Source organism: Pseudaquabacterium pictum, from assembly GCF_005403045.1.
GTDB lineage: Bacteria > Pseudomonadota > Gammaproteobacteria > Burkholderiales > Burkholderiaceae_C > Pseudaquabacterium > Pseudaquabacterium pictum.
Genome location: NZ_BJCL01000002.1, coordinates 105,212 through 125,003, shown reverse-complemented (window position 1 = coordinate 125,003; position 19,792 = coordinate 105,212). Strand labels below are relative to the sequence as shown.

Here is a 19,792-nt window from a genome sequence, read left to right as displayed (position 1 = left end):
GTGGCGGCCTTGCCGGTCACCTTGCCGGCCGTCCACGCCCAGACCATGCCAGCCACCCCCGCTGGCCAGACCGTGGTGATCGAGGGCCGCGGCGACGATGCCGCCAGCCGCCGCCAGCAGGCCATCGGCGCCACCACCGTGATCGGCCGCGAGGCGCTGGACGAGGCCGGGGACCAATCGCTGCTCGACGTGCTGCAGCGTGTGCCCGGCATCGGCATCGACGGCGACGCGCCGCGCCTGCTGGGCATGGGCGCCGGCTACACCCAGATCCTGCTCAATGGCGAGCCGGCGCCGCCGGGCTTCTCGCTGGAGCAGCTGGCGCCGGGCGACATCGAGCGCATCGAGATCGTCAAGGGCCCCACGGCCGAGTTCGGCGGCGCTGCCGGCACGATCAACGTGATCCTGCGCAGCCCGCCCAAGCTGCGCCAGCGCGAGCTGCGTGGCGCCGTCGGCTGGCGCACGGTGCGGCCGCAGGGCACGCTGGCGGGCCACTGGGGCGACCGCTTTGGCGATGTGGGCCTGTTCCTGCCGGTCAGCCTCTACAGCTGGGCCAATGGCGCCGATCTGGAGGTGCAGCGCAGCAGCACGCCGGCTGGCGGCACGCTGTCACGGCAGCGTGTGACCGGCCGTGACCAGTGGCTGGGCGGCGGCCTCAACCTGGCCCCGCGTCTCGAGTGGAAGGCCAGCGACACTGACACCTGGCAGGCCCAGCTGTTCCTGCAGCGCAACCACCACCACAACCGCGGCTGGCGCAGCACCGAGGCGCTGGACGGCCCGGCGCCCACGCTGGCCAGCGATGCCAGCCGCAGCGACGGCAGCTGGCAGCTGCTGCGCAGCCAGCTGCAGTGGCTGCGCAAGCAGCCCGACGGCAGCCGCCTGGAGCTGAAGGCCACGGCCGAAGCCGCCCGCTGGACCAACGCCGGCAGCGCCCAGGGCCTCACCCCGCAAGGCAGCCCCGGCAGCCTGCGCGAGACCAGCGCCCTGCACCGCGACCGCAAGGCCCTGCTGGGTGCCCGCTGGCGCCTGCCGCTGGGCGAGGCCCACACCCTGAACAGCGGCGTGGATGTGCAGCAGCGCGCCCGCCGTGAGCTGAACCGCCGCTTCATCGACGGCAGCGAGCAGATCACCAGCGCCACCGGCGTGCCGCTGGCGGTGGACATCGACCATGCGGTGGCCTTCGTGCAGGATGAATGGGCGGTCAGCGACCGCGCCACGCTGCTGGCCGGCCTGCGGGCCGAGCAGCACCGGCTGTGGCTGCAGGGCGCCGGGGCGGCGGTGCGCAACCAATGGCAGCTGCTGTCACCGAACCTGCAGTTTCGCCAGGCGCTGGATGGCCGCGGCCGCGATGTGCTGCGCCTGAGCCTGGCGCGCAGCCAGCGCACGCCCGATGTCGGCCTGCTGCTGCCGCGCTACAACCTCAACGGCAGCTACGAGGCCACCGAGACCAACACGCCGATCGCCGTCGACACGGCCGGCAATCCCCAGCTGCAGCCCGAGCGGCTGCTGACGGCCGATCTGCGGCTGGAACGCACGCTCGACGGCGGCGGCGTGCTGTCGGCCGGCCTGTCACACCGGCGGGTGCAGGACCTGATCCGCCGCCGCATCACGCTGGAGACGGTGGCCGAGGCCAGCGCGCCGCGCTGGGTGTCGCGGCCGGTCAACCTGTCGTCGGCGCGGTCCAGCGCGTTGGACCTCGAGCTCAAGGGCTCGGCACCGCAACTGCTCGGGGCGCTGTGGGCGCAGGCGCCCAAGGCGCTGCAACTGCGCGCCGCGGTCTCCTGGTTCCGCTCCAGCGTCGAGCAGATCGACGACCCCGACGCCCGGCTCGATGGCCAGCCGCCCTGGCAGACCACGCTGGGCGCCGACTGGCAGGGCCCGGTGCCGGGCTTCAGCGCCGGTGCCACCTGGACTTACACGCCAGGCTTCCGCACCCGCCAGACCGACAACCAGCGGGTCTGGCGTGGCAGCAGCAGCCGCCTGGATGCCCACCTGCAGTGGCGCATCGACCGCCAGCGCAGTCTGCGCCTGGCCGTCAACAACGCGCTGGCGCCCGACAGCCTGTCCAGCAATGCCATCACCGGCAGCGATGGCAGCCTGGCCGCGTCCAGCACCCGGCGCGGCACGGTGCCGCAGTTCACGGCGGGCCTGCAATGGCGGTTGTGACAGCGGCTGTGATCCCCTCCCGCCCCCGCGCGCTGGCCGTGCATGCCGGCCCGCGCGCCCTGGCCTGGCTGCGCGAGCGCGGCCTGCAGCCGGCCGATGTGCGCGCCGTGCCCGCGGCCGCCGGCGGCGCCAAGGGCCTGGTGCTCAACCCGCTGGACCGCTGGCTGTTCGGCCACTGGCTGCCGCAGGCCGCAGGGGCTGCGCCGGTGCACTTGCTCGGCGCTTCGGTCGGTGCCTGGCGCATGGCTTGCGCACTGCTGCCCGACCCGGTGGCCGAATTCACCCGCATGGCCGAGGGCTACATCGACCAGCGCTTCGACACCGCCCCGGGCCAGCTGCCCACCGCGGCCGAGGTCAGCCGCGTGTTCGCCGCCAACCTGCAGCTGCAGTTCGGCGGCCGCGAGGCCGCGCTGCTGCAACACCCGCACTGGCACCTGCATGTCTTCACCAGCCGGGGCCGCGGCCCGCTGCTGCGGCGCGAAGGACGGCTGCGCACGCCGCTGGGCCTGGCCGGCGCGGCAGCGGCCAACCTGCTGCACCGCCGGGCGCTGGGCGGCTGGATGCAGCGGGTCGTGTTCTCCGATGCGCGCCTGGCGCTGCCGGTGCCGCTGACCGATTTCAGCAGCCGCCAGGTCACGCTGACGCCCGACAACTTCCACCCGGCGATGCAGGCCAGCGGCTCCATCCCCTTCGTGCTGCAGGCCGTGCACGACATTCCCGGCGCGCCGCCCGGCGCCTACTGGGACGGCGGCATCACCGACTACCACCTGCACCTCGACTACGCCGGCATGCCCGAGGGCCTGGTGCTGTACCCCCACTTCCAGCACCGGGTGGTGCCGGGCTGGCTGGACAAGCCGCTGAAGCACCGCCACCGGGCCAGCGCGAAGCTGGACAACCTGGTGGTGCTGTCGCCCCGGCCCGACTGGGTGGCCACGCTGCCCGGCGGCAAGTTGCCCGACCGCATCGACTTCAAGGCCTTCTGGCATGACCCGGCCGAGCGCATCCGCCGCTGGCGCGCGGCCGTGTCCGCCGCCCAGCAGCTGGCCGACGAGGCCGCCGACTGGCTGGCCAAGCCGACGCAGGATGCGTTGCCGCTGTAGAAACGCCGCCACGGGCGCCTTGATCCATGCGTTGCCATGGGTGGCCGCCGCTACAATCGTGGTTTTACGATCCACAAGAGCGAGAAGGGCACCCTGGTTATGACACCGCGAACTACCCCGGCCACCACCGTCGCCTGACCGGCCGCGCTGCCACGCCTGTTCGCTTCCTGCCCCCTCGAACAAACAAGCGCGGTCCCCCGCGCTTTTTTGTTGCCCGCTCGCTTTGCACTCCCGGAGATCCCGATGATCACGATCACCCTGCCCGATGGTTCCCAACGCCAGTTCCCCGAGCCTGTTACCGTGGCGGGCGTGGCCGCGTCCATCGGCACCGGCCTGGCCAAGGCCGCGCTGGGCGGCAAGGTGGATGGCAAGCTGGTCGACACCAGCTTCCTGATCGGGCAGGACGCCCAGCTGGCCATCGTCACCGACAAGGATGCCGACGGCCTGGAGATGATCCGCCACTCCACCGCCCACCTGCTGGCCTATGCGGTCAAGCAGCTGTTCCCCGACGCGCAGGTGACGATCGGCCCGGTGGTCGAGCACGGCTTCTATTACGACTTTGCCTACAAGCGCCCGTTCACGCCCGACGACCTGGCCGCCATCGAGAAGCGCATGGGCGAGCTGGCCAAGAAGGACGAGCCGGTGGTGCGCCGCGTGCTGCCGCGCGACGAGGCCGTGGCCCACTTCAAGGCCCAGGGCGAGCTGTACAAGGCCGAGATCATCGAAAGCATTCCGGCCGACCAGGATGTGTCGCTCTACCGCGAAGGCACGTTCGAAGACCTGTGCCGTGGCCCGCACGTGCCCAGCACCGGCAAGCTCAAGCACTTCAAGCTGATGAAGGTGGCCGGCGCCTACTGGCGCGGCGACCAGAAGAACGAGCAGCTGCAGCGCGTCTACGGCACGGCCTGGGCCAGCAAGGACGATCTGCAGAAGTACCTGACGATGCTGGAAGAGGCCGAGAAGCGCGACCACCGCAAGCTCGGCAAGGAACTCGACCTGTTCCACATGGACGAGCACAGCCCCGGCACGGTGTTCTGGCATCCCAAGGGCTGGGTGGTGTGGCAGCAGGTCGAGCAGTACATGCGCCAGGTCTACCGCGACAACGGCTACCAGGAGGTCAAGGGCCCGCAGATCCTCGACCGCGGCCTGTGGGAGAAGACCGGCCACTGGGACAAGTACCGCGACAACATGTTCGTCACCGAGAGCGAGAAGCGCGACTACGCCCTCAAGCCGATGAACTGCCCGGGCCACATCCTGATCTTCAAGCAGGGCATCAAGAGCTACCGCGATCTGCCGCTGCGCTACGGTGAATTCGGCCAGTGCCACCGCAACGAGCCCACTGGCGGCCTGCACGGCATCATGCGGGTGCGCGCCTTCACCCAGGACGACGGCCACATCTTCTGCACCGAAGACCAGGTGCAGGCCGAGGTGCAGGCCTTCACCACGCTGCTGCAGCAGGTCTACAAGGACTTCGGCTTCAGCGAGATCATCTACAAGCTGTCCACGCGGCCGGCGCAGCGCATCGGCACCGAGGAAAGCTGGGACCGCGCCGAAGCCGCGCTGGCGCAAGGCCTGCGCGCCTCGGGCTGCGATTTCGAGATCCTGCCGGGCGAGGGCGCCTTCTACGGGCCCAAGATCGAGTACACGCTGAAGGACGCACTGGGCCGGCCCTGGCAGTGCGGCACGATCCAGATCGACCCCAACCTGCCCGAGCGGCTGGATGCCGAGTTCGTGGGCGAGGACGGCAGCCGCCACCGGCCGCTGATGCTGCACCGCGCCATCGTCGGCAGCCTGGAGCGTTTCCTCGGCATCCTGATCGAGCAGCACGCCGGCGCACTGCCGGCCTGGCTGGCGCCGGTGCAGGTGGTGGTGGCCACCATCACCGACGCGCAGCATGATTACGTGGCCGAAGTGGTGAAATCGCTGCAAAAACAAGGAGTTAGAGTACAGGCCGATTTGCGCAATGAAAAAATCACGTATAAAATCCGTGAGCATTCATTGCAAAAGGTCCCGTACATCCTCGTCGCAGGCGACAAGGAGAAGGCAAGCGGGTCGGTTGCCGTGCGCGCCCGGGGCAATCTCGACCTTGGCGTGATGCCGCTGGGCGACTTCATCGCGAAGCTCACCGACGACATCGCCCGCAAGGCCTGAGCACGCTTCTTCGGCGCGCCGTTTCGTTTCTGCTGCCCGTTGGTGGGCGCCCATTGCTTGCCTTGGGGCGCCGCACCGCTGGGTCTGAAGGGGTTTGAACCATCGCTACTTTCATGGACCGCCGTACGCCCAATGTGGAGCGCAAGCATCGGCTGAACCGCGAGATCATGGCGCCCACCGTGCGCTTGAACGGGGTCGACAATGAGCCCCTGGGCATCGTCAGCATCATGGAAGCCCTGCGGCTGTCCGGTGAAGCCGATGTCGATCTGGTCGAGATCGCGCCCACGGCCGACCCCCCGGTCTGCCGGCTGATGGACTACGGCAAGTTCAAGTACCAGGAGCAGAAGAAGGCCGCCGAAGCCAAGAGCAAGCAGAAGATCATCGAGGTCAAGGAAGTCAAGTTCCGCCCCGGCACCGATGACGGCGACTACAACATCAAGATGCGCAATCTGCGGCGGTTCATCGCCGAGGACGGTGACAAGGGCAAGGTCACGCTGCGCTTCCGCGGCCGTGAAATCACCCACCAGGACATCGGCATGCGCATGCTGGAGCGCATCCGCGACGAGCTGGCCGATGTGGCGCTGGTCGAGCAGTTTCCCAAGCTGGAAGGCCGCCAGATGATCATGGTGCTGGCGCCGAAGAAGAAGCAGTAACCGTTTTTTGTGGCCGTGGCGGCAACGCCAGGGCCGGATGGATTCCCCGCCGGGGTTTGGTCACCGCGGCAACCTGGGGAACAGCCCATGCAGGCTGTCAAAGCGCCTCCGCTGCCGCGGGGCCGCCTGCACAGGCAACTTAGAAGGAGCAGTCATGCCCAAGATGAAGACCAAGAGCAGCGCGAAGAAGCGCTTCCGCGTGCGCCCGGGTGGCACCGTCAAGCGGGGACAGGCGTTCAAGCGCCACATCCTCACCAAGAAGTCGACGACCCGCAAGCGCCAGCTGCGTGGCACGGTGGCTGTGCATGAGACCAACATGGGTCACATGGCGCAGATGCTGCCGTTCGCCGGCCTGTAACCACTGACCGACACAAGGAGAACACATGCCTCGCGTCAAACGTGGTGTCACCGCCCGCGCCCGCCACAAGAAGATCCTGAAGCTCGCCAAGGGCTACCGCGGCCGCCGCAAGAACGTCTTCCGCATCGCCAAGCAGGCGGTGATGAAGGCGGGCCAATATGCCTACCGTGACCGCCGCACGCGCAAGCGCGTGTTCCGCGCGCTGTGGATTGCCCGGATCAACGCCGCCGCGCGTGGTCTGGGCATCACCTACAGCAAGTTCATGGCCGGCATGAAGAAGGCATCGATCGACATCGATCGCAAGATGCTGGCTGAACTGGCCGTCAACGACCCGGCTGCCTTTGGCAGCATCGTTGCCAAGGTGAAGGCCCAGCTCGCTTGAACCCGGCTGTCGCCACGCTGCCTTCGAGCGGCGTCGGCGGCGGCTCCAAGCATTCGAAGGTCGTCACCTGTGGGCGGCCTTTTTTGTTTCCGAATCTCCGATGAACGATCTCGACACCCTGGTGGCGGCCGCAGTGGCCGATTTCGCGGCGGCGCCCACGCCGGCCGAGCTGGAGAACGCCAAGTCCCGCTTCCTGGGCAAGGCCGGCCGCGTGACCGAACTGCTCAAGGGCCTCGCCAGCGCCACGCCCGAGGAGAAGAAGACCCGCGGTGCCGAGATCAACCAGACCAAGCAGCGCATCGAGGCCGCGCTGACGGCCCGCCGCCAGGCCCTGGCCGATGCCGAGCTGGCGGCGCAGCTGAAGGCCGAGGCGCTGGATGTGACGCTGCCCGGCCGCCAGCGCGGCACCGGCGGTCTGCACCCGGTCTCGCGCGCGCAGGAGCGCATCGAGGCCATCTTTGGCTCCATGGGCTTCGACGTGGCCGAAGGCCCCGAGATCGAGACCGACTGGATGAGCTTCACCGCCTTGAACAACCCGGAGAACCATCCGGCGCGGTCGATGCAGGACACCTTCTACGTCGACATGCAGGACGAGGGCGGCCGCTGGTACAACCTGCGCCCGCACACCAGCCCGATGCAGGTGCGCTATGCGCGCGCCCATGCGGCGAAGTACGCGGGGCAGAGCCCGATGCCCGAGATCCGCGTCATCGCGCCGGGCCGCACCTACCGCGTCGACAGCGACGCCACCCACTCGCCGATGTTCCACCAGTGCGAAGGCCTGTGGATGGGCGAGAACGTCAGCTTCAAGGACCTGAAGGTGGTGTTCACCGCCTTCTGCCGCCAGTTCTTCGAGAGCGATGACCTGCAGCTGCGCTTCCGGCCCAGCTTCTTCCCGTTCACCGAGCCCTCGGCCGAGATCGACATCGCCTTCGCCAGCGGCCCGCTGAAGGGCAAGTGGCTGGAAGTGGGCGGCTCGGGCCAGGTGCACCCGAACGTGGTGCGCAACTACGGGCTCGACCCCGAGCGCCACATCGGCTTTGCCTTCGGCATGGGCATGGACCGCCTGGCCATGCTGCGCTACGGCGTCAACGACTTGCGGCTGTTTTTCGAGAACGACCTGCGCTTCCTGCGCCAGTTCAACTGACTGCCTGTCACAGCCTGCCCGAAGTCCCACCGAGTTCCCCGCCATGCAATTCCCTGAATCCTGGTTGCGCAGCTTCTGCAACCCGTCCATCACCACCGCCGAGCTGGCCGACCTGCTGACCATGGCCGGCCTGGAGGTGGAAGACCTGCGCCCCGCAGCGCCGCCTTTCAGCCGTGTGGTGGTGGGCGAGATCGTCGAGGCCGAGCAGCATCCGAATGCCGACCGCCTGCGGGTGTGCCGCGTCGATGCCGGCCCGCACAGCCGGGATGGATTGCTGCAGATCGTCTGCGGCGCGCCCAACGCGCGTGTCGGCATCAAGGTGCCGCTGGCCCTGGTCGGCGCCGAGCTGCCGCCCACCGAGCCCGGCGCCGGCCCGTTCACCATCCAGCTGGGCAAGCTGCGCGGCGTGGAGAGCCAGGGCATGCTGTGCTCGGCGCGTGAGCTGAAGCTCAGCGACGACCATGGCGGCTTGCTGGAGCTGGACACCGCTGCGCCGGTGGGCGCCGACGTGCGTGGCCTGCTGCAGCTCGATGACACCCTGTTCACCCTGAAGCTCACGCCCAACCTGGGCCGTGCGCTCAGCGTCCACGGGATTGCCCGCGAGGTGGCCGCACTGACCGGCGCGCCGCTGCTGGCGCCCAGCTTCCCGCCGGTGGCAGCGCAGCTGCCCGATGTTCTGCCGGTGGCAGTGCAGGCACCGGACCTGTGCGGGCGCTTTTCCGGCCGCATCATCCGCAATGTCAACACCCAGGCCAGGACGCCGGCCTGGATGGTCGACCGCCTGGCGCGCTGCGGCCAGCGCTCGGTCACCGCGCTGGTCGACATCTCGAATTACGTGATGTTCGAGTACGGCCGGCCCACGCACATCTTCGATCTGGACAAGATCCACGGCGGCCTGCAGGTGCGCTGGGGCCGCCCCGGCGAGACACTGAAGCTGCTGAACGGCAACACCGTCGAACTGGACGCCCAGGTCGGCGTGATCGCCGATGACCAGGCGGTGGAATCGCTGGCCGGCATCATGGGTGGCGATGCCACCGCAGTGTCCGACGGCACCCGGCATGTCTATGTCGAAGCCGCCTTCTGGTGGCCCGAGGCCGTGGCCGGCCGTGGCCGCCGCTACAACTTCAGCACCGATGCCGGCCACCGCTTCGAGCGGGGCGTCGACCCGGCCGGCACGGTGGAGCACATCGAGCACATCACCCGCCTGATCCTCGACATCTGCGGCACGCCCGAGACCGCCTGCGGCCCCATCGACGACCAGCAGCCGGCCATGCCGCAGCATGCCCCGGTCACGCTGCGGGTGGCGCGGGCGGCCAAGGTGATCGGCATGCCGGTGACGCAGGCGCAATGCGCGGCGGTCTTCCAGCGCCTGGGCCTGGCCTTCACTGAGGGTGATGGCACGCTGACGGTGACGCCGCCGAGCTGGCGCTTCGACCTGGTGATCGAGGAAGACCTGATCGAGGAAGTGGCCCGGGTCATCGGCTACCAGAACCTGCCCACCACCGCGCCGCTGGCGCCGGTGACGCCGCGCATGCGCAGCGAAGCCAGCCGCGGCAGCTTTGCGGTGCGCCGTGCGGTGGCCGCGCTGGACTACCAGGAAACCATCAACTTCAGCTTCGTCGAGGCCCGGTGGGAGCAGGAGCTGCACGGCAACGCCGATCCGATCCGGGTGCTGAACCCGATCGCCGCGCCGCTGTCGGTGATGCGCAGCAGCCTGATCGGCAGCCTGGTGCAGGTGCTGCGCCACAACCTGGCGCGCAAGGCGCCGCGGGTGCGGGTGTTCGAGCTGGGCCGGGTGGCCTGGCGCGATGGGTCGGTGGCGTCGGGTGACTTGACGGTCGCCGGCATCTGCCAGCCGATGCGTCTGGCCGGTCTGGCCTACGGGCCGGCCGATGCCACCCAGTGGGGCAGCGCCGAGCGCGCCGTCGATTTCTTCGACATCAAGGGCGACGTCGAGGCCCTGTTGGCGCCACGCCGGCCGGTGTTCGAAGCTGCCGAGCATCCCGCCTTCCACCCGGGCCGCAGCGCCCGGGTGCTGGTCGATGGCGTGGCCATCGGGGTGCTGGGTGAACTGCACCCGCGCTGGCGCCAGGCCTACGAGCTGCCGCATGCGCCGATGCTGTTCGAGCTGGACCTGGCTGCGGTGCAGGTCCAGCCGGTGCCGGCGTTTGCGCCGATCGCCCGCCACCAGGCCGCACTGCGCGACCTGGCGCTGGTGGTGCCCGAGACGACGACGCACGACGCCCTGGTCGGCGCGCTGCGTGCCGACCCGTCCGGCCTGGTGCGCGCCGCCATGCTGTTCGACGTCTACAAACCCGCGCAGCCCACCGCCGACATGGCCGCCGGCGAGCGCAGCCTGGCCGTGCGCCTGGAACTGCTGGACGCCGAGGCCACGCTGACCGAAGACCGCATCGACGCCGCCGTGGCCGCCGCCGTGGCCCGCGCCGCGGCCCAGGGTGCCCGCCTGCGCGGCTGACCCCCCAATCCGATCCAAGGACCTCCATGCCCACCGATGACACCCCCGTCGACCGCGTGATCCTGCCGTCGCTGGAAACACCGACGCTGACCAAGGCCGAACTGTCCGAACTGCTGTTCGAGCGTCTGGGCCTGAACAAGCGCGAATCCAAGGACATGGTCGAAGCCTTTTTCGAGCTGGTGCACGGCAACCTGGTCAACGGCGAGGACGTGAAGCTCTCGGGCTTCGGCAACTTCAACATCCGCCGCAAGGCGCCGCGGCCCGGGCGCAACCCGCGCACCGGCGAGTCGATCCCGATCAAGGCGCGCAATGTCGTCACCTTCCACGCCAGCCACAAGCTCAAGGCTGTCGTGCAGGGCGACACCCCGCTGGACGAAGACTTCGAGTAGAGTCTGAGTTCCCCTCCCCACCTCATTGATTTGCATGGAGAAACTGCTGCCCGCCATTCCGGCCAAGCGTTACTTCACGATCGGTGAAGTGAGCGAGCTGTGCGGCGTCAAGCCGTACGTGCTGCGCTACTGGGAGCAGGAGTTCACCCAGCTCAAGCCGATGAAGCGGCGCGGCAACCGCCGCTACTACCAGCACCACGAGGTGCTGCTGATCCGCCGCATCCGCGACTTGCTGTACGACCAGGGCTTCACCATCAGTGGCGCCCGCAACCAGCTGGGTGACCTGCTGCTGCGCGGGCCCGGGCCGGAGCCGGAAGCGCTGCCCGACGACGATGCGCCGAACCTGGGCGCCGACCCGGACCCCGCCGATGCCGCCTCCGCGCCTGCCAGCCTGCCGGTGCCCGACGTGGTGGAGCTGGCCCCCGGCCAGCTGCGGGCCGAGCTTTTGTCGATCCGTGACCTGCTGGTGGCCTGAATGGCCCGCTTTTCGGGCTATACTGCGAGGCTCAGTCGGGGCGTAGCGCAGCCTGGTAGCGCACTTGCATGGGGTGCAAGGGGTCGCGAGTTCGAATCCCGCCGTCCCGACCACTGAGATTCCAAGGGTCAGTTCTCACAAGGAACTGACCCTTTCGGTTTTCTGGCCTGCCCACGCTGTTGATCCTGAACCTGTCCAAGGAGCCGTGATGTCGCATCCGCCGTTCGATCTCTATGCCTTCTGGCGCACCTCGGCCACCTTCCGGGTGCGGGTGGCGCTGCACATGAAGGGCATCGCCGCCACCGAGCACCAGGTCAACCTGGATGCCGGCGAGCAGCGCGGCGAGGCGTTCCTGAAGATCAATCCGCTGGCCGCCATCCCGGCGCTGGTGACGCCCGACCAGCCGCCGCTGACGCAGTCCATGGCGATCCTGGAGTTCCTGGAGGAACTGCAGCCGACGCCGCCGCTGCTGCCTGCCGATCTGTACGGCCGCGCCAGGGTGCGGTCGATCGCCGGCATGCTGGCGTCCGACACCCATCCGCTGGTGACGCCGCGCGTGCGGCGCTACCTGACGGGCAGCGCCGGCTTCGACGATGCCGCCTGGCGCGCCTGGCAGATGCAATGGTTCGGCACCGGCCTGGCAGCGGTCGAGCAGCGCCTGGCCAGCGAGGCCGGCACGGGCCGTTTCTGCCATGGCGAGGTGCCGGGCATGGCCGACATCTGCCTGGCCAGCATCATTGCGGTGATGCGGGTGTTCAAGATCCCGACCAGCGGCACGCCGACGGTGGACCGCATCGTGGCGGCCTGCGAAGAACTCGACGCCTTCCAGCGGGCCCAGCCCCAGCGTCAGGTCGGCGCGCCGACCTGAGCGGCCGTCGCCGGCCTCAGGCGTCGGGGTTGCCGATGGCGACGTGGCTGAAGCCGCCGTCGACGTAGACGATCTCGGCACTGATGCCGCCGGCCAGGTCGCTCAGCAGGAAGGCGGCGGTGTTGCCGACGTCGTCGATGGTGATGGTGCGGCGGATCGGCGTGGTGGCGGCGAATTCGGACAGCAGCTTGCCGAAATCCTTGATGCCCGAGGCGGCCAGCGTCTTGATCGGGCCGGCCGAGATGCCGTTGACCCGGATGCCCTTGGCGCCCAGGCTTTGCGCCAGGAAGCGCACGCCGGCTTCCAGGCTGGCCTTGGCCAGGCCCATGGTGTTGTAGTTGGGCACGTAGCGCATCGCGCCCAGGTAGCTCAGCGTCAGCAGCGCGCCGCCGGCGCGCAGCCGGGGCAGGGCGGCCTTGGCCATGGCCGGGAAGCTGTAGCTGGAGATGTCGTGGGCGATGCGGAAGTTCTCGCGGGTCATGCCGTCGAGAAAATCACCGGCGATGGCCTCACGCGGCGCGAAGGCGATGGCGTGCACGAAGCCGTCGAACTGGTCCCAGTGCTGGCCCAGGTCGGCAAAGAGCTTGTCGATCTGCGCATCGTCGGACACATCGCAGTCGAACACCAGCTTGGAGCCGAACTCGGCGGCAAATTCGGTGATGCGGTCCTTGAAGCGCTCACCCTGGTAGCTGAAGGCCAGTTCGGCGCCTTCCCGGTGGCAGGCGCGGGCGATGCCGTAGGCGATGGAGCGGTTGTTGAGCACGCCCGTGATCAGCAGACGCTTGCCGGCGAGGAAACCCATGGGTGCAGATCCTGTGGTTGTGGGCCCGGCCTGCGGGGCGGGCGGGCACCGAATCGAGCCTTGGATTCTCGCATGCCAGGGCTTGTTCAGACCTTCGGGTCTTGCCGGGAGGGCGCCCGCTGGCTATAATCCGCTTTTCGCTGAAGAGCAAAGTGGGCGGACTTTCCAGCCCATTTTTTTTGCTTGAAACGAAAACCACCGAGATTTTCAAGGGTGCCGCACGCAACGCGGCGCCCGGTCATGGCAGAACAACGGCAGGAACCGCACTGGGCACGATGAGTTGGAGCGAAGCGCTGGAGCGCACCGTCACCGGGTTGCGCTACGACCTCGTGGACGTCGAGCGATCGGCGGGGGGATTGCTGCGCGTGACCATCGACCGGCTGCCGGGGCAGGTCTACGCCACTGGGCCGGGTGAGTTCGTGCTGGTGGAAGACTGCGAGATCGTCACCCGCCAGTTGCAGTATGTGCTGGAAGTGGAGGCCGTGGACTATGCCCGCCTCGAGGTGTCGTCGCCGGGCCTGGACCGGCCGCTGAAGAAGCCGGCCGACTGGGCGCGCTTCGTCGGCGAAGAGGTCGAGGTGACGCTGCGCGAGGCGTTCCAGAACCGCAAGAAGTGGCGTGGCGTGTTGGCGGCAGGTGATGGCGACAACGCCTGGCGGCTGGTGCTGCCCGATGACAAGCCGCTGTCGCGCACCGCCGCCAAGAAGCGCGCCAAGGCGGCTGCCGCCGCGGCCGAGCCGGTGGTGGACGCGCAGCAGACGCTGGATTTCAATGTGGATGAAGTGCGTGAGGCCCGCCTGGTGCCGGTGGTCGACTTCAAGGGCCGGCGCGGCCTGCAGGACGACGAGGCCGGGGCGGACGGGCACGCAAGCCGTATGGCGGACAAGGTAGACGGAGGTCAGGACTGATGAACCGCGAAATGTTGATGCTGGTCGACGCGATCTCGCGCGAGAAGAGCGTGGACCGGGATGTGGTGTTCGGCGCGGTCGAGGCGGCGCTGGCACAGGCCACCAAGAAGCTGCATGGCGGCGAGGTCGACATGCGCGTGGCCGTCGACCGCGACACCGGCGATTACGAGACCTTCCGCCGCTGGCTGGTGGTGCCGGATGAAGCCGGCCTGCAGAACCCGGATGCCGAGGAAATGCTGTCCGACGCGCTCGACCGCATTGCCGAGATCGAGGTGGGCGATTACATCGAGGAGCCGGTGGCGTCGGTGCCGATCGGCCGCATCGGTGCCATGGCTGCCAAGCAGGTGATCCTGCAGAAGATCCGCGACGCCGAGCGCGAAACGCTGCTCAACGACTTCCTGTCGCGCGGCGACAAGATCTTCGTGGGCACCGTCAAGCGGCTGGACAAGGGCGACATCATCGTCGAGAGCGGCCGGGTGGAAGGGCGCCTGAAGCGCAGCGAGATGATCCCGAAGGAAAACCTGCGCACGGGCGACCGGGTGCGGGCCTTCATCGCCGGCATCGACACTGCCGCCCGCGGCCCGCAGATCATGCTGTCGCGTTCGGCGCCGGGCTTCATGATGGAGCTGTTCGCGCAGGAAGTGCCCGAGATGGAGCAGGGCCTGCTCGAGATCAAGAGCTGCGCCCGCGACAGCGGCAGCCGCGCCAAGATCGCCGTGGTCTCGCACGACAAGCGCGTCGACCCGATCGGCACCTGCGTGGGCGTGCGTGGTTCGCGCGTCAACGCGGTGACGAACGAGCTGGCGGGCGAGCGCGTGGACATCGTGCTCTGGTCGGAAGACCCGGCGCAGTTCGTCATCGGCGCGCTGGCGCCGGCCAATGTGCAGTCCATCGTCGTCGACGAAGAGAAGCACGCCATGGACGTGGTGGTTGACGAGGAGAACCTCGCCATCGCCATCGGCCGCGGCGGCCAGAATGTGCGGCTCGCATCCGAGCTGACCGGCTGGCGCATCAACATCATGACGGCCGAGGAATCGCAGGCCAAGCAGGCGGTCGAGAGTGATTCGATCCGCAAGCTGTTCGTCGAGAAGCTCGACGTCGATGAGGAAGTGGCCGACATCCTGATCGCCGAGGGTTTCTCCAGCCTGGAAGAAGTGGCCTACGTGCCGCTGCAGGAAATGCTGGAGATGGACGCCTTCGACGAGGACACCGTCCATGAGCTGCGCACCCGGGCCAAGGACGCGCTGCTGACGATGGAAATCGCCCGGGAAGAGAATGTCGAGGCGGTGTCGCAAGACCTGCGTGATCTGGACGGCCTGACGCCCGACCTGATCGCCAAGCTGGCCGACGGCGGCGTGAACAGCCGCGACGACCTGGCCGACCTGGCTGTCGATGAACTGGTCGAGATGACCGGCATCGACGACGAGGCGGCCAAGGCTCTGATCATGAAGGCGCGGGAGCACTGGTTCACGGCCTGACGGCCCATTCCGTCGCCGGCACCAGCCTCCACCCACGCCACCGCACCACCGCTCGCTAGATTCGCAAGATTCGCAAGGAAATTCACCCATGGCCGTGACGACCGTCGCCCAGTTCGCAGCCGAGCTCAACCGTCCTGCCGGGACGCTGCTCGAGCAGCTGCAGTCTGCCGGTGTCGCGAAGAAGTCGCCCGACGACGCGCTCACCGACTCCGACAAGGAGCGCCTGCTGGAGCACCTGCGCCGCGCGCACGGCACCGACAGCGGTGAGCGCAAGAAGATCTCGATCGTGCGCAAGAGCACCAGCGAGATCAAGCAGGCCGATGCCTCCGGCAAGGCCCGCACCATCCAGGTGGAAGTGCGCAAGAAGCGGGTGTTCGTCAAGCGCGACGATGCGCCGGCCGGCGCCGACGAAGCCAGCACCCAGCAGGCCGAGGAGGCCGAGCTGCAGCGCCGCGAGGACGAGGCCAACGCCCAGGCCGAGCTGCTGCGCCAGCAGGAGGAAGCCCTGGCCGAGCAGGCGCGCCAGCGCGCCGAGCGTGAGCGCCAGGAGCGTGAAGCTGCCGAAGCCGCCGCCAAGGCCGCGGCCGAGGCGCGCGCCGCGGCGGAAGCCGAGGCGGCGCGTGAAGCCGCGCAGGCCGCTGCCAAGGCGGCGGCGGCTGCGGCCATCGAGAAGGCATCCAGCCCGGCACCCGCGCCGGCAGCGGCACCCGCTTCAGCGCCAGCTCAGGCCAAGGCCGCCCCCGCGGCGCCGGCTGCTGCGCCTGCCGCGCCGGCCGCGGCCGAGCCGGCCAAGCCCGGGATCCGCATCGTCAAGGCGGTCGACGCCGAGGCCGCCGAGAAGGCCGCCCTGGACGCCGTGGCCCGCCGCCGCAAGGCCGCCGAGGCCGAGGCCGCGGCCATCCGCGAGATGATGAACAAGCCCAAGGGCGTTCAGACGGCCAAGAAGCCCGAGCCGCCTCCGCCGGCCCCGGGCAAGGAAGCCATCTCCGGCACCATCCACAAGCCCAAGGCGGCCCCGGGCGCCCCGGGCGCGACCACCACCACCGCGGCCAAGCCGGGCGACAAGAAATCGGTCAAGAGCGAGAAGCTGTCGTCCAGCTGGGCCGACGACGCCGCCAAGAAGCGCGCCGCCGCCGGCAAGGGCCGCAGCGATTCGGGCGCGTCCAACCGGCCGGGCTGGCGCGCACCGCGCGGCGGCCGCCGCGGCGAGCGGGATTCCGGTCCCAGCACTTTCCAGGCCCCCACCGAGATGGTGATCCAGGAAGTGCACGTGCCCGAGACCATCAGCGTGGCCGACCTGGCGCACAAGATGTCGGTGAAGGCGGCCGAGGTGATCAAGCAGCTGATGAAACTGGGCCAGATGGTCACCATCAACCAGCAGCTGGACCAGGAGACCGCGATGATCGTGGTCGAGGAGATGGGCCACAAGGCCTTCGCCGCCAAGCTGGACGATCCGGACGCCTTCCTCGAAGAAGAGCACAGCGCCACCGAGGGCGAGGACCTGCCGCGTGCGCCGGTGGTCACCATCATGGGCCACGTCGACCACGGCAAGACCTCGCTGCTGGACTACATCCGCACCACCCGCGTGGCCGCGGGCGAAGCCGGCGGCATCACCCAGCACATCGGTGCGTACCACGTGGAAACCCCGCGCGGCATGATCACCTTCCTGGACACCCCGGGTCACGCCGCCTTCACGGCGATGCGTGCCCGCGGCGCCACCGCCACCGATCTGGTGATCCTGGTGGTGGCGGCCGACGACGGCGTGATGCCGCAGACCAAGGAAGCCATCTCCCACGCCAAGGCCGCCAACGTGCCGATGGTGGTGGCGATGAACAAGATCGACAAGCCGGGCGCCAACCTGGAACGCCTGAAGGGCGAGCTGGTGTCCGAATCGGTGGTGCCGGAAGACTTCGGCGGCGATGTGCCGTTCGTGCCGGTGTCGGCCAAGACCGGCGAAGGCATCGACAACCTGCTGGAGCAGGTGCTGCTTCAGGCCGAGATCCTGGAACTGAAGGCACCGAAGGACGCACTGGCCAAGGGCCTGGTGATCGAAGCCAAGCTCGACAAGGGCCGCGGCCCGGTGGCCACGGTGCTGGTGCAGAGCGGCACGCTCAAGCGTGGCGATGTGGTGCTGGCCGGCAGCAGTTATGGCCGCGTGCGCGCCATGCTCGATGAAGACGGCAAGTCCTGCCAGGAAGCCGGCCCGTCGATCCCGGTCGAGATCCAGGGCCTGACCGAGGTGCCGCAGGCCGGCGACGAGTTCATGGTGCTGACCGACGAGCGCCGTGCCCGTGAAATCGCCACCTTCCGCCAGGGCAAGTACCGCGAAGTGACGCTGAACCGCCGCCAGGCCGCCAAGCTCGAGAACATCTTCGAGAACGTGGGCGAAGGCGCGGCGCAGACCCTGCCGCTGATCATCAAGGCCGACGTGCAGGGCTCGCAGGAAGCACTGGCGCAGTCGCTGCTCAAGCTCAGCACGCCCGAGGTCAAGGTGCAGATCGTGCATGCGGCCGTGGGCGGCATCAGCGAGAGCGACATCAACCTGGCCATCGCCAGCAAGGCAGTGATCATCGGCTTCAACGTGCGGGCCGATTCCAACGCCCGCAAGCTGGCCGAAGGCAACGGCATCGACCTGCGTTACTACAACATCATTTACGACGCGGTCGACGATGTGAAGGCGGCCATGACCGGCATGCTGGCACCGGAGCAGCGCGAAGAGGTCATCGGCTCGGCCGAGATCCGCACGGTGTTCGTCGCCAGCAAGATCGGCACGGTGGCCGGTTGCATGGTCACCTCGGGTGTGGTGCGGCGCAACGCCAAGTTCCGCCTGCTGCGCCAGAACGTGGTGATCTACACCGGCGACCTCGATTCGCTCAAGCGCATGAAGGACGATGTGCGCGAGGTGAACGAAGGCTTCGAGTGCGGCATCAAGCTGAAGAACTACAACGACATCGCCGAGGGCGACCAGCTGGAGTTCTTCGAGGTCAAGGAAGTCGCACGAACGCTGTAAGGCGGATTTGCCCTCACCTGCAAACCCCGCCCACTGCAAAGTCGGCGGGGTTTGTGCTGATGGACACCCCCAGGAACCCACCATGCGCCACAAACGTGCCATCCCCAACCGCAGTCTGCGGGTGAGCGACCAGATCCAGCGGGATCTGGCCGAGCTCATCCGCGACCTGAAGGACCCGCGCATCGGCATGGTCACCATCAACAGCGTGGAGGTGACGCCCGACTACGCCCATGCCAAGGTGTACTTCTCGCTGCTGCTGGGCGACACCGCCGAGTGCGAGGCCGGGCTCAACGAGGCCGCCGGCTTCCTGCGCAACGGCCTGTTCAAGCGCCTGCAGATCCACACCGTGCCGACGCTGCACTTCCAGTTCGACCGCACCACCGAGCGTGCGGCCGAGCTGAGCGCGCTGATCCGCACCGCCAACGCCACGCGCGCCAAGGACGACTGACACCGTGGCCCAGCCTGCGCGCCAGAAGATCAGCCGTCGCCCGGTGCACGGCGTGTTGTTGCTCGACAAGCCGCTGGGCTGGTCGAGCAACGACGCGCTGCAGAAGGCGAAATGGCTGCTGCGCGCCGAGAAGGCCGGCCACACCGGCACGCTCGATCCGCTGGCCACCGGCCTGCTGCCGCTGTGCTTTGGTGCGGCCACGAAGTTCAGCCAGATCAGCCTGGATGCCGACAAGGCCTACCGCGCCACGCTGCGCCTGGGCCAGCGCACCACCACCGGCGACCGCGAAGGCACGGTGACCGAGGAGCGGCCGGTGGCCGTCGATGCGGCCCAGCTGCAGGCCGCGGTGGCCCGCTTCACCGGCGCCATCGCCCAGCTGCCGCCGATGCATTCGGCACTGAAGAAGGACGGCAAGGCGCTGTATGAATACGCCCGCGCCGGCACCGTGGTGGAGCGCACGCCGCGCCAGGTGCAGATTCACGCCATCGACATCGTCGGCTGGCAGGATGCCGAGCTGGTGATCGACGTGCGTTGCAGCAAGGGCACCTACATCCGCACCCTGGCCGAGGACATCGGCGAGGCGCTGGGCTGCGGCGCCCACTTGAGCGCCCTGCGCCGCACCGCCAGCGGCCCGCTGACGCTGGCCGGCACGGTGACGCTGGCCGACCTGGAAGCCATGGACGAAGCCGCCCGCCTGGCCCTGCTGCAGCCGGTGGATGCCTTGCTGGCCGACTGGCCCCAGGTCGTGCTGGATGCCGACGAGGCCGGCCGCTTCCTCACCGGCCTGCGGCGGCGCCTGCTGCAGCCCGATGCCCCCGCGCTGCGTGTCTACGGGCCGCAGCCCCGCGCCTTCCTCGGAAGCGCCCACATCACGGCCGGGGAACTGATCCCCGACCGCCTGCTCAGCCCCGCCGAGGTGCAGTCGCTGTTGAGCCCCCTCCAACACCCTGCACCCGAGCCGCTGCAAGCAGCCGCCTGAATCTTCCA

General features: G+C 68.8%; 17 protein-coding genes and 1 tRNA gene. 17 read left to right on the top strand and 1 reads right to left on the bottom strand.

Features of this window, described 5'->3' with window-relative positions:
- Positions 1 to 45 precede the first annotated feature (45 nt).
- From FFT10_RS04610 to maiA, 12 genes are all read left to right on the top strand, one after another.
- Complete coding sequence (locus FFT10_RS04610) at positions 46 to 2,163, top strand: TonB-dependent receptor plug domain-containing protein (protein ID WP_162520693.1); 2,118 nt, start codon at positions 46 to 48, stop codon at positions 2,161 to 2,163.
- Positions 2,151 to 3,263 (top strand): phospholipase, encoded by a 1,113-nt coding sequence (locus tag FFT10_RS04605; RefSeq protein WP_137731609.1) that lies wholly within the window; start codon positions 2,151 to 2,153, stop codon positions 3,261 to 3,263. The genes FFT10_RS04610 and FFT10_RS04605 overlap by 13 nt, the downstream gene beginning before the upstream one ends.
- A gap of 243 nt (positions 3,264 to 3,506) precedes the next feature.
- Positions 3,507 to 5,414, top strand: coding sequence for a threonine--tRNA ligase (thrS, locus tag FFT10_RS04600; RefSeq protein ID WP_137731608.1), 1,908 nt, complete (start codon positions 3,507 to 3,509; stop codon positions 5,412 to 5,414).
- A gap of 113 nt (positions 5,415 to 5,527) precedes the next feature.
- Positions 5,528 to 6,067, top strand: coding sequence for a translation initiation factor IF-3 (infC, locus tag FFT10_RS04595; protein WP_137731607.1), 540 nt, complete (start codon positions 5,528 to 5,530; stop codon positions 6,065 to 6,067).
- Between the two features lie 154 nt (positions 6,068 to 6,221).
- Positions 6,222 to 6,425 carry a 50S ribosomal protein L35 gene (gene rpmI, locus FFT10_RS04590; protein ID WP_137731606.1) on the top strand — a complete coding sequence of 68 codons (204 nt, stop codon included), beginning with the start codon at positions 6,222 to 6,224 and terminating at the stop codon, positions 6,423 to 6,425.
- Between the two features lie 25 nt (positions 6,426 to 6,450).
- Positions 6,451 to 6,807 carry a 50S ribosomal protein L20 gene (rplT, locus tag FFT10_RS04585; RefSeq protein WP_137731605.1) on the top strand — a complete coding sequence of 119 codons (357 nt, stop codon included), beginning with the start codon at positions 6,451 to 6,453 and terminating at the stop codon, positions 6,805 to 6,807.
- Between the two features lie 100 nt (positions 6,808 to 6,907).
- Positions 6,908 to 7,951, top strand: coding sequence for a phenylalanine--tRNA ligase subunit alpha (gene pheS / locus FFT10_RS04580; RefSeq protein ID WP_137731604.1), 1,044 nt, complete (start codon positions 6,908 to 6,910; stop codon positions 7,949 to 7,951).
- 43 nt (positions 7,952 to 7,994) lie between these two features.
- Positions 7,995 to 10,427 (top strand): phenylalanine--tRNA ligase subunit beta, encoded by a 2,433-nt coding sequence (gene pheT / locus FFT10_RS04575; RefSeq protein WP_137731603.1) that lies wholly within the window; start codon positions 7,995 to 7,997, stop codon positions 10,425 to 10,427.
- A gap of 26 nt (positions 10,428 to 10,453) precedes the next feature.
- Complete coding sequence (locus tag FFT10_RS04570; RefSeq protein WP_137731602.1) at positions 10,454 to 10,816, top strand: integration host factor subunit alpha; 363 nt, start codon at positions 10,454 to 10,456, stop codon at positions 10,814 to 10,816.
- A gap of 34 nt (positions 10,817 to 10,850) precedes the next feature.
- Positions 10,851 to 11,291, top strand: coding sequence for a MerR family transcriptional regulator (locus tag FFT10_RS04565; protein ID WP_137731601.1), 441 nt, complete (start codon positions 10,851 to 10,853; stop codon positions 11,289 to 11,291).
- A gap of 36 nt (positions 11,292 to 11,327) precedes the next feature.
- Positions 11,328 to 11,404: transfer RNA gene (locus FFT10_RS04560), tRNA-Pro, on the top strand.
- Between the two features lie 95 nt (positions 11,405 to 11,499).
- Positions 11,500 to 12,159, top strand: coding sequence for a maleylacetoacetate isomerase (gene maiA / locus FFT10_RS04555; protein WP_228026952.1), 660 nt, complete (start codon positions 11,500 to 11,502; stop codon positions 12,157 to 12,159).
- 16 nt (positions 12,160 to 12,175) lie between these two features.
- On the opposite strand, the gene fabI is transcribed toward maiA, so the two are convergent.
- Positions 12,176 to 12,961, bottom strand: a complete 786-nt coding sequence (gene fabI / locus FFT10_RS04550) for an enoyl-ACP reductase FabI (RefSeq protein ID WP_137731599.1) — start codon at positions 12,959 to 12,961, stop codon at positions 12,176 to 12,178.
- A gap of 275 nt (positions 12,962 to 13,236) precedes the next feature.
- On the opposite strand from fabI, the gene rimP reads away from it, so the two are divergent.
- The 5 genes from rimP to truB all read left to right on the top strand — a co-directional run bounded on the left by rimP (position 13,237) and on the right by truB (position 19,784).
- Complete coding sequence (gene rimP, locus FFT10_RS04545; protein WP_137732053.1) at positions 13,237 to 13,869, top strand: ribosome maturation factor RimP; 633 nt, start codon at positions 13,237 to 13,239, stop codon at positions 13,867 to 13,869.
- Positions 13,869 to 15,347, top strand: a complete 1,479-nt coding sequence (gene nusA, locus FFT10_RS04540; protein WP_137731598.1) for a transcription termination factor NusA — start codon at positions 13,869 to 13,871, stop codon at positions 15,345 to 15,347. The genes rimP and nusA overlap by 1 nt, the downstream gene beginning before the upstream one ends.
- 88 nt (positions 15,348 to 15,435) lie before the next feature.
- The gene (gene infB, locus FFT10_RS04535) at positions 15,436 to 18,357 is read left to right on the top strand and encodes a translation initiation factor IF-2 (RefSeq protein ID WP_137731597.1); all 2,922 of its coding nucleotides are present in this window, start codon (positions 15,436 to 15,438) and stop codon (positions 18,355 to 18,357) included.
- Between the two features lie 82 nt (positions 18,358 to 18,439).
- The gene (gene rbfA / locus FFT10_RS04530) at positions 18,440 to 18,805 is read left to right on the top strand and encodes a 30S ribosome-binding factor RbfA (protein WP_137731596.1); all 366 of its coding nucleotides are present in this window, start codon (positions 18,440 to 18,442) and stop codon (positions 18,803 to 18,805) included.
- 4 nt (positions 18,806 to 18,809) lie between these two features.
- A complete protein-coding gene (truB, locus tag FFT10_RS04525) occupies positions 18,810 to 19,784 on the top strand; it encodes a tRNA pseudouridine(55) synthase TruB (RefSeq protein ID WP_137731595.1) in 975 nt (324 codons plus the stop codon).
- Positions 19,785 to 19,792 lie beyond the last annotated feature (8 nt).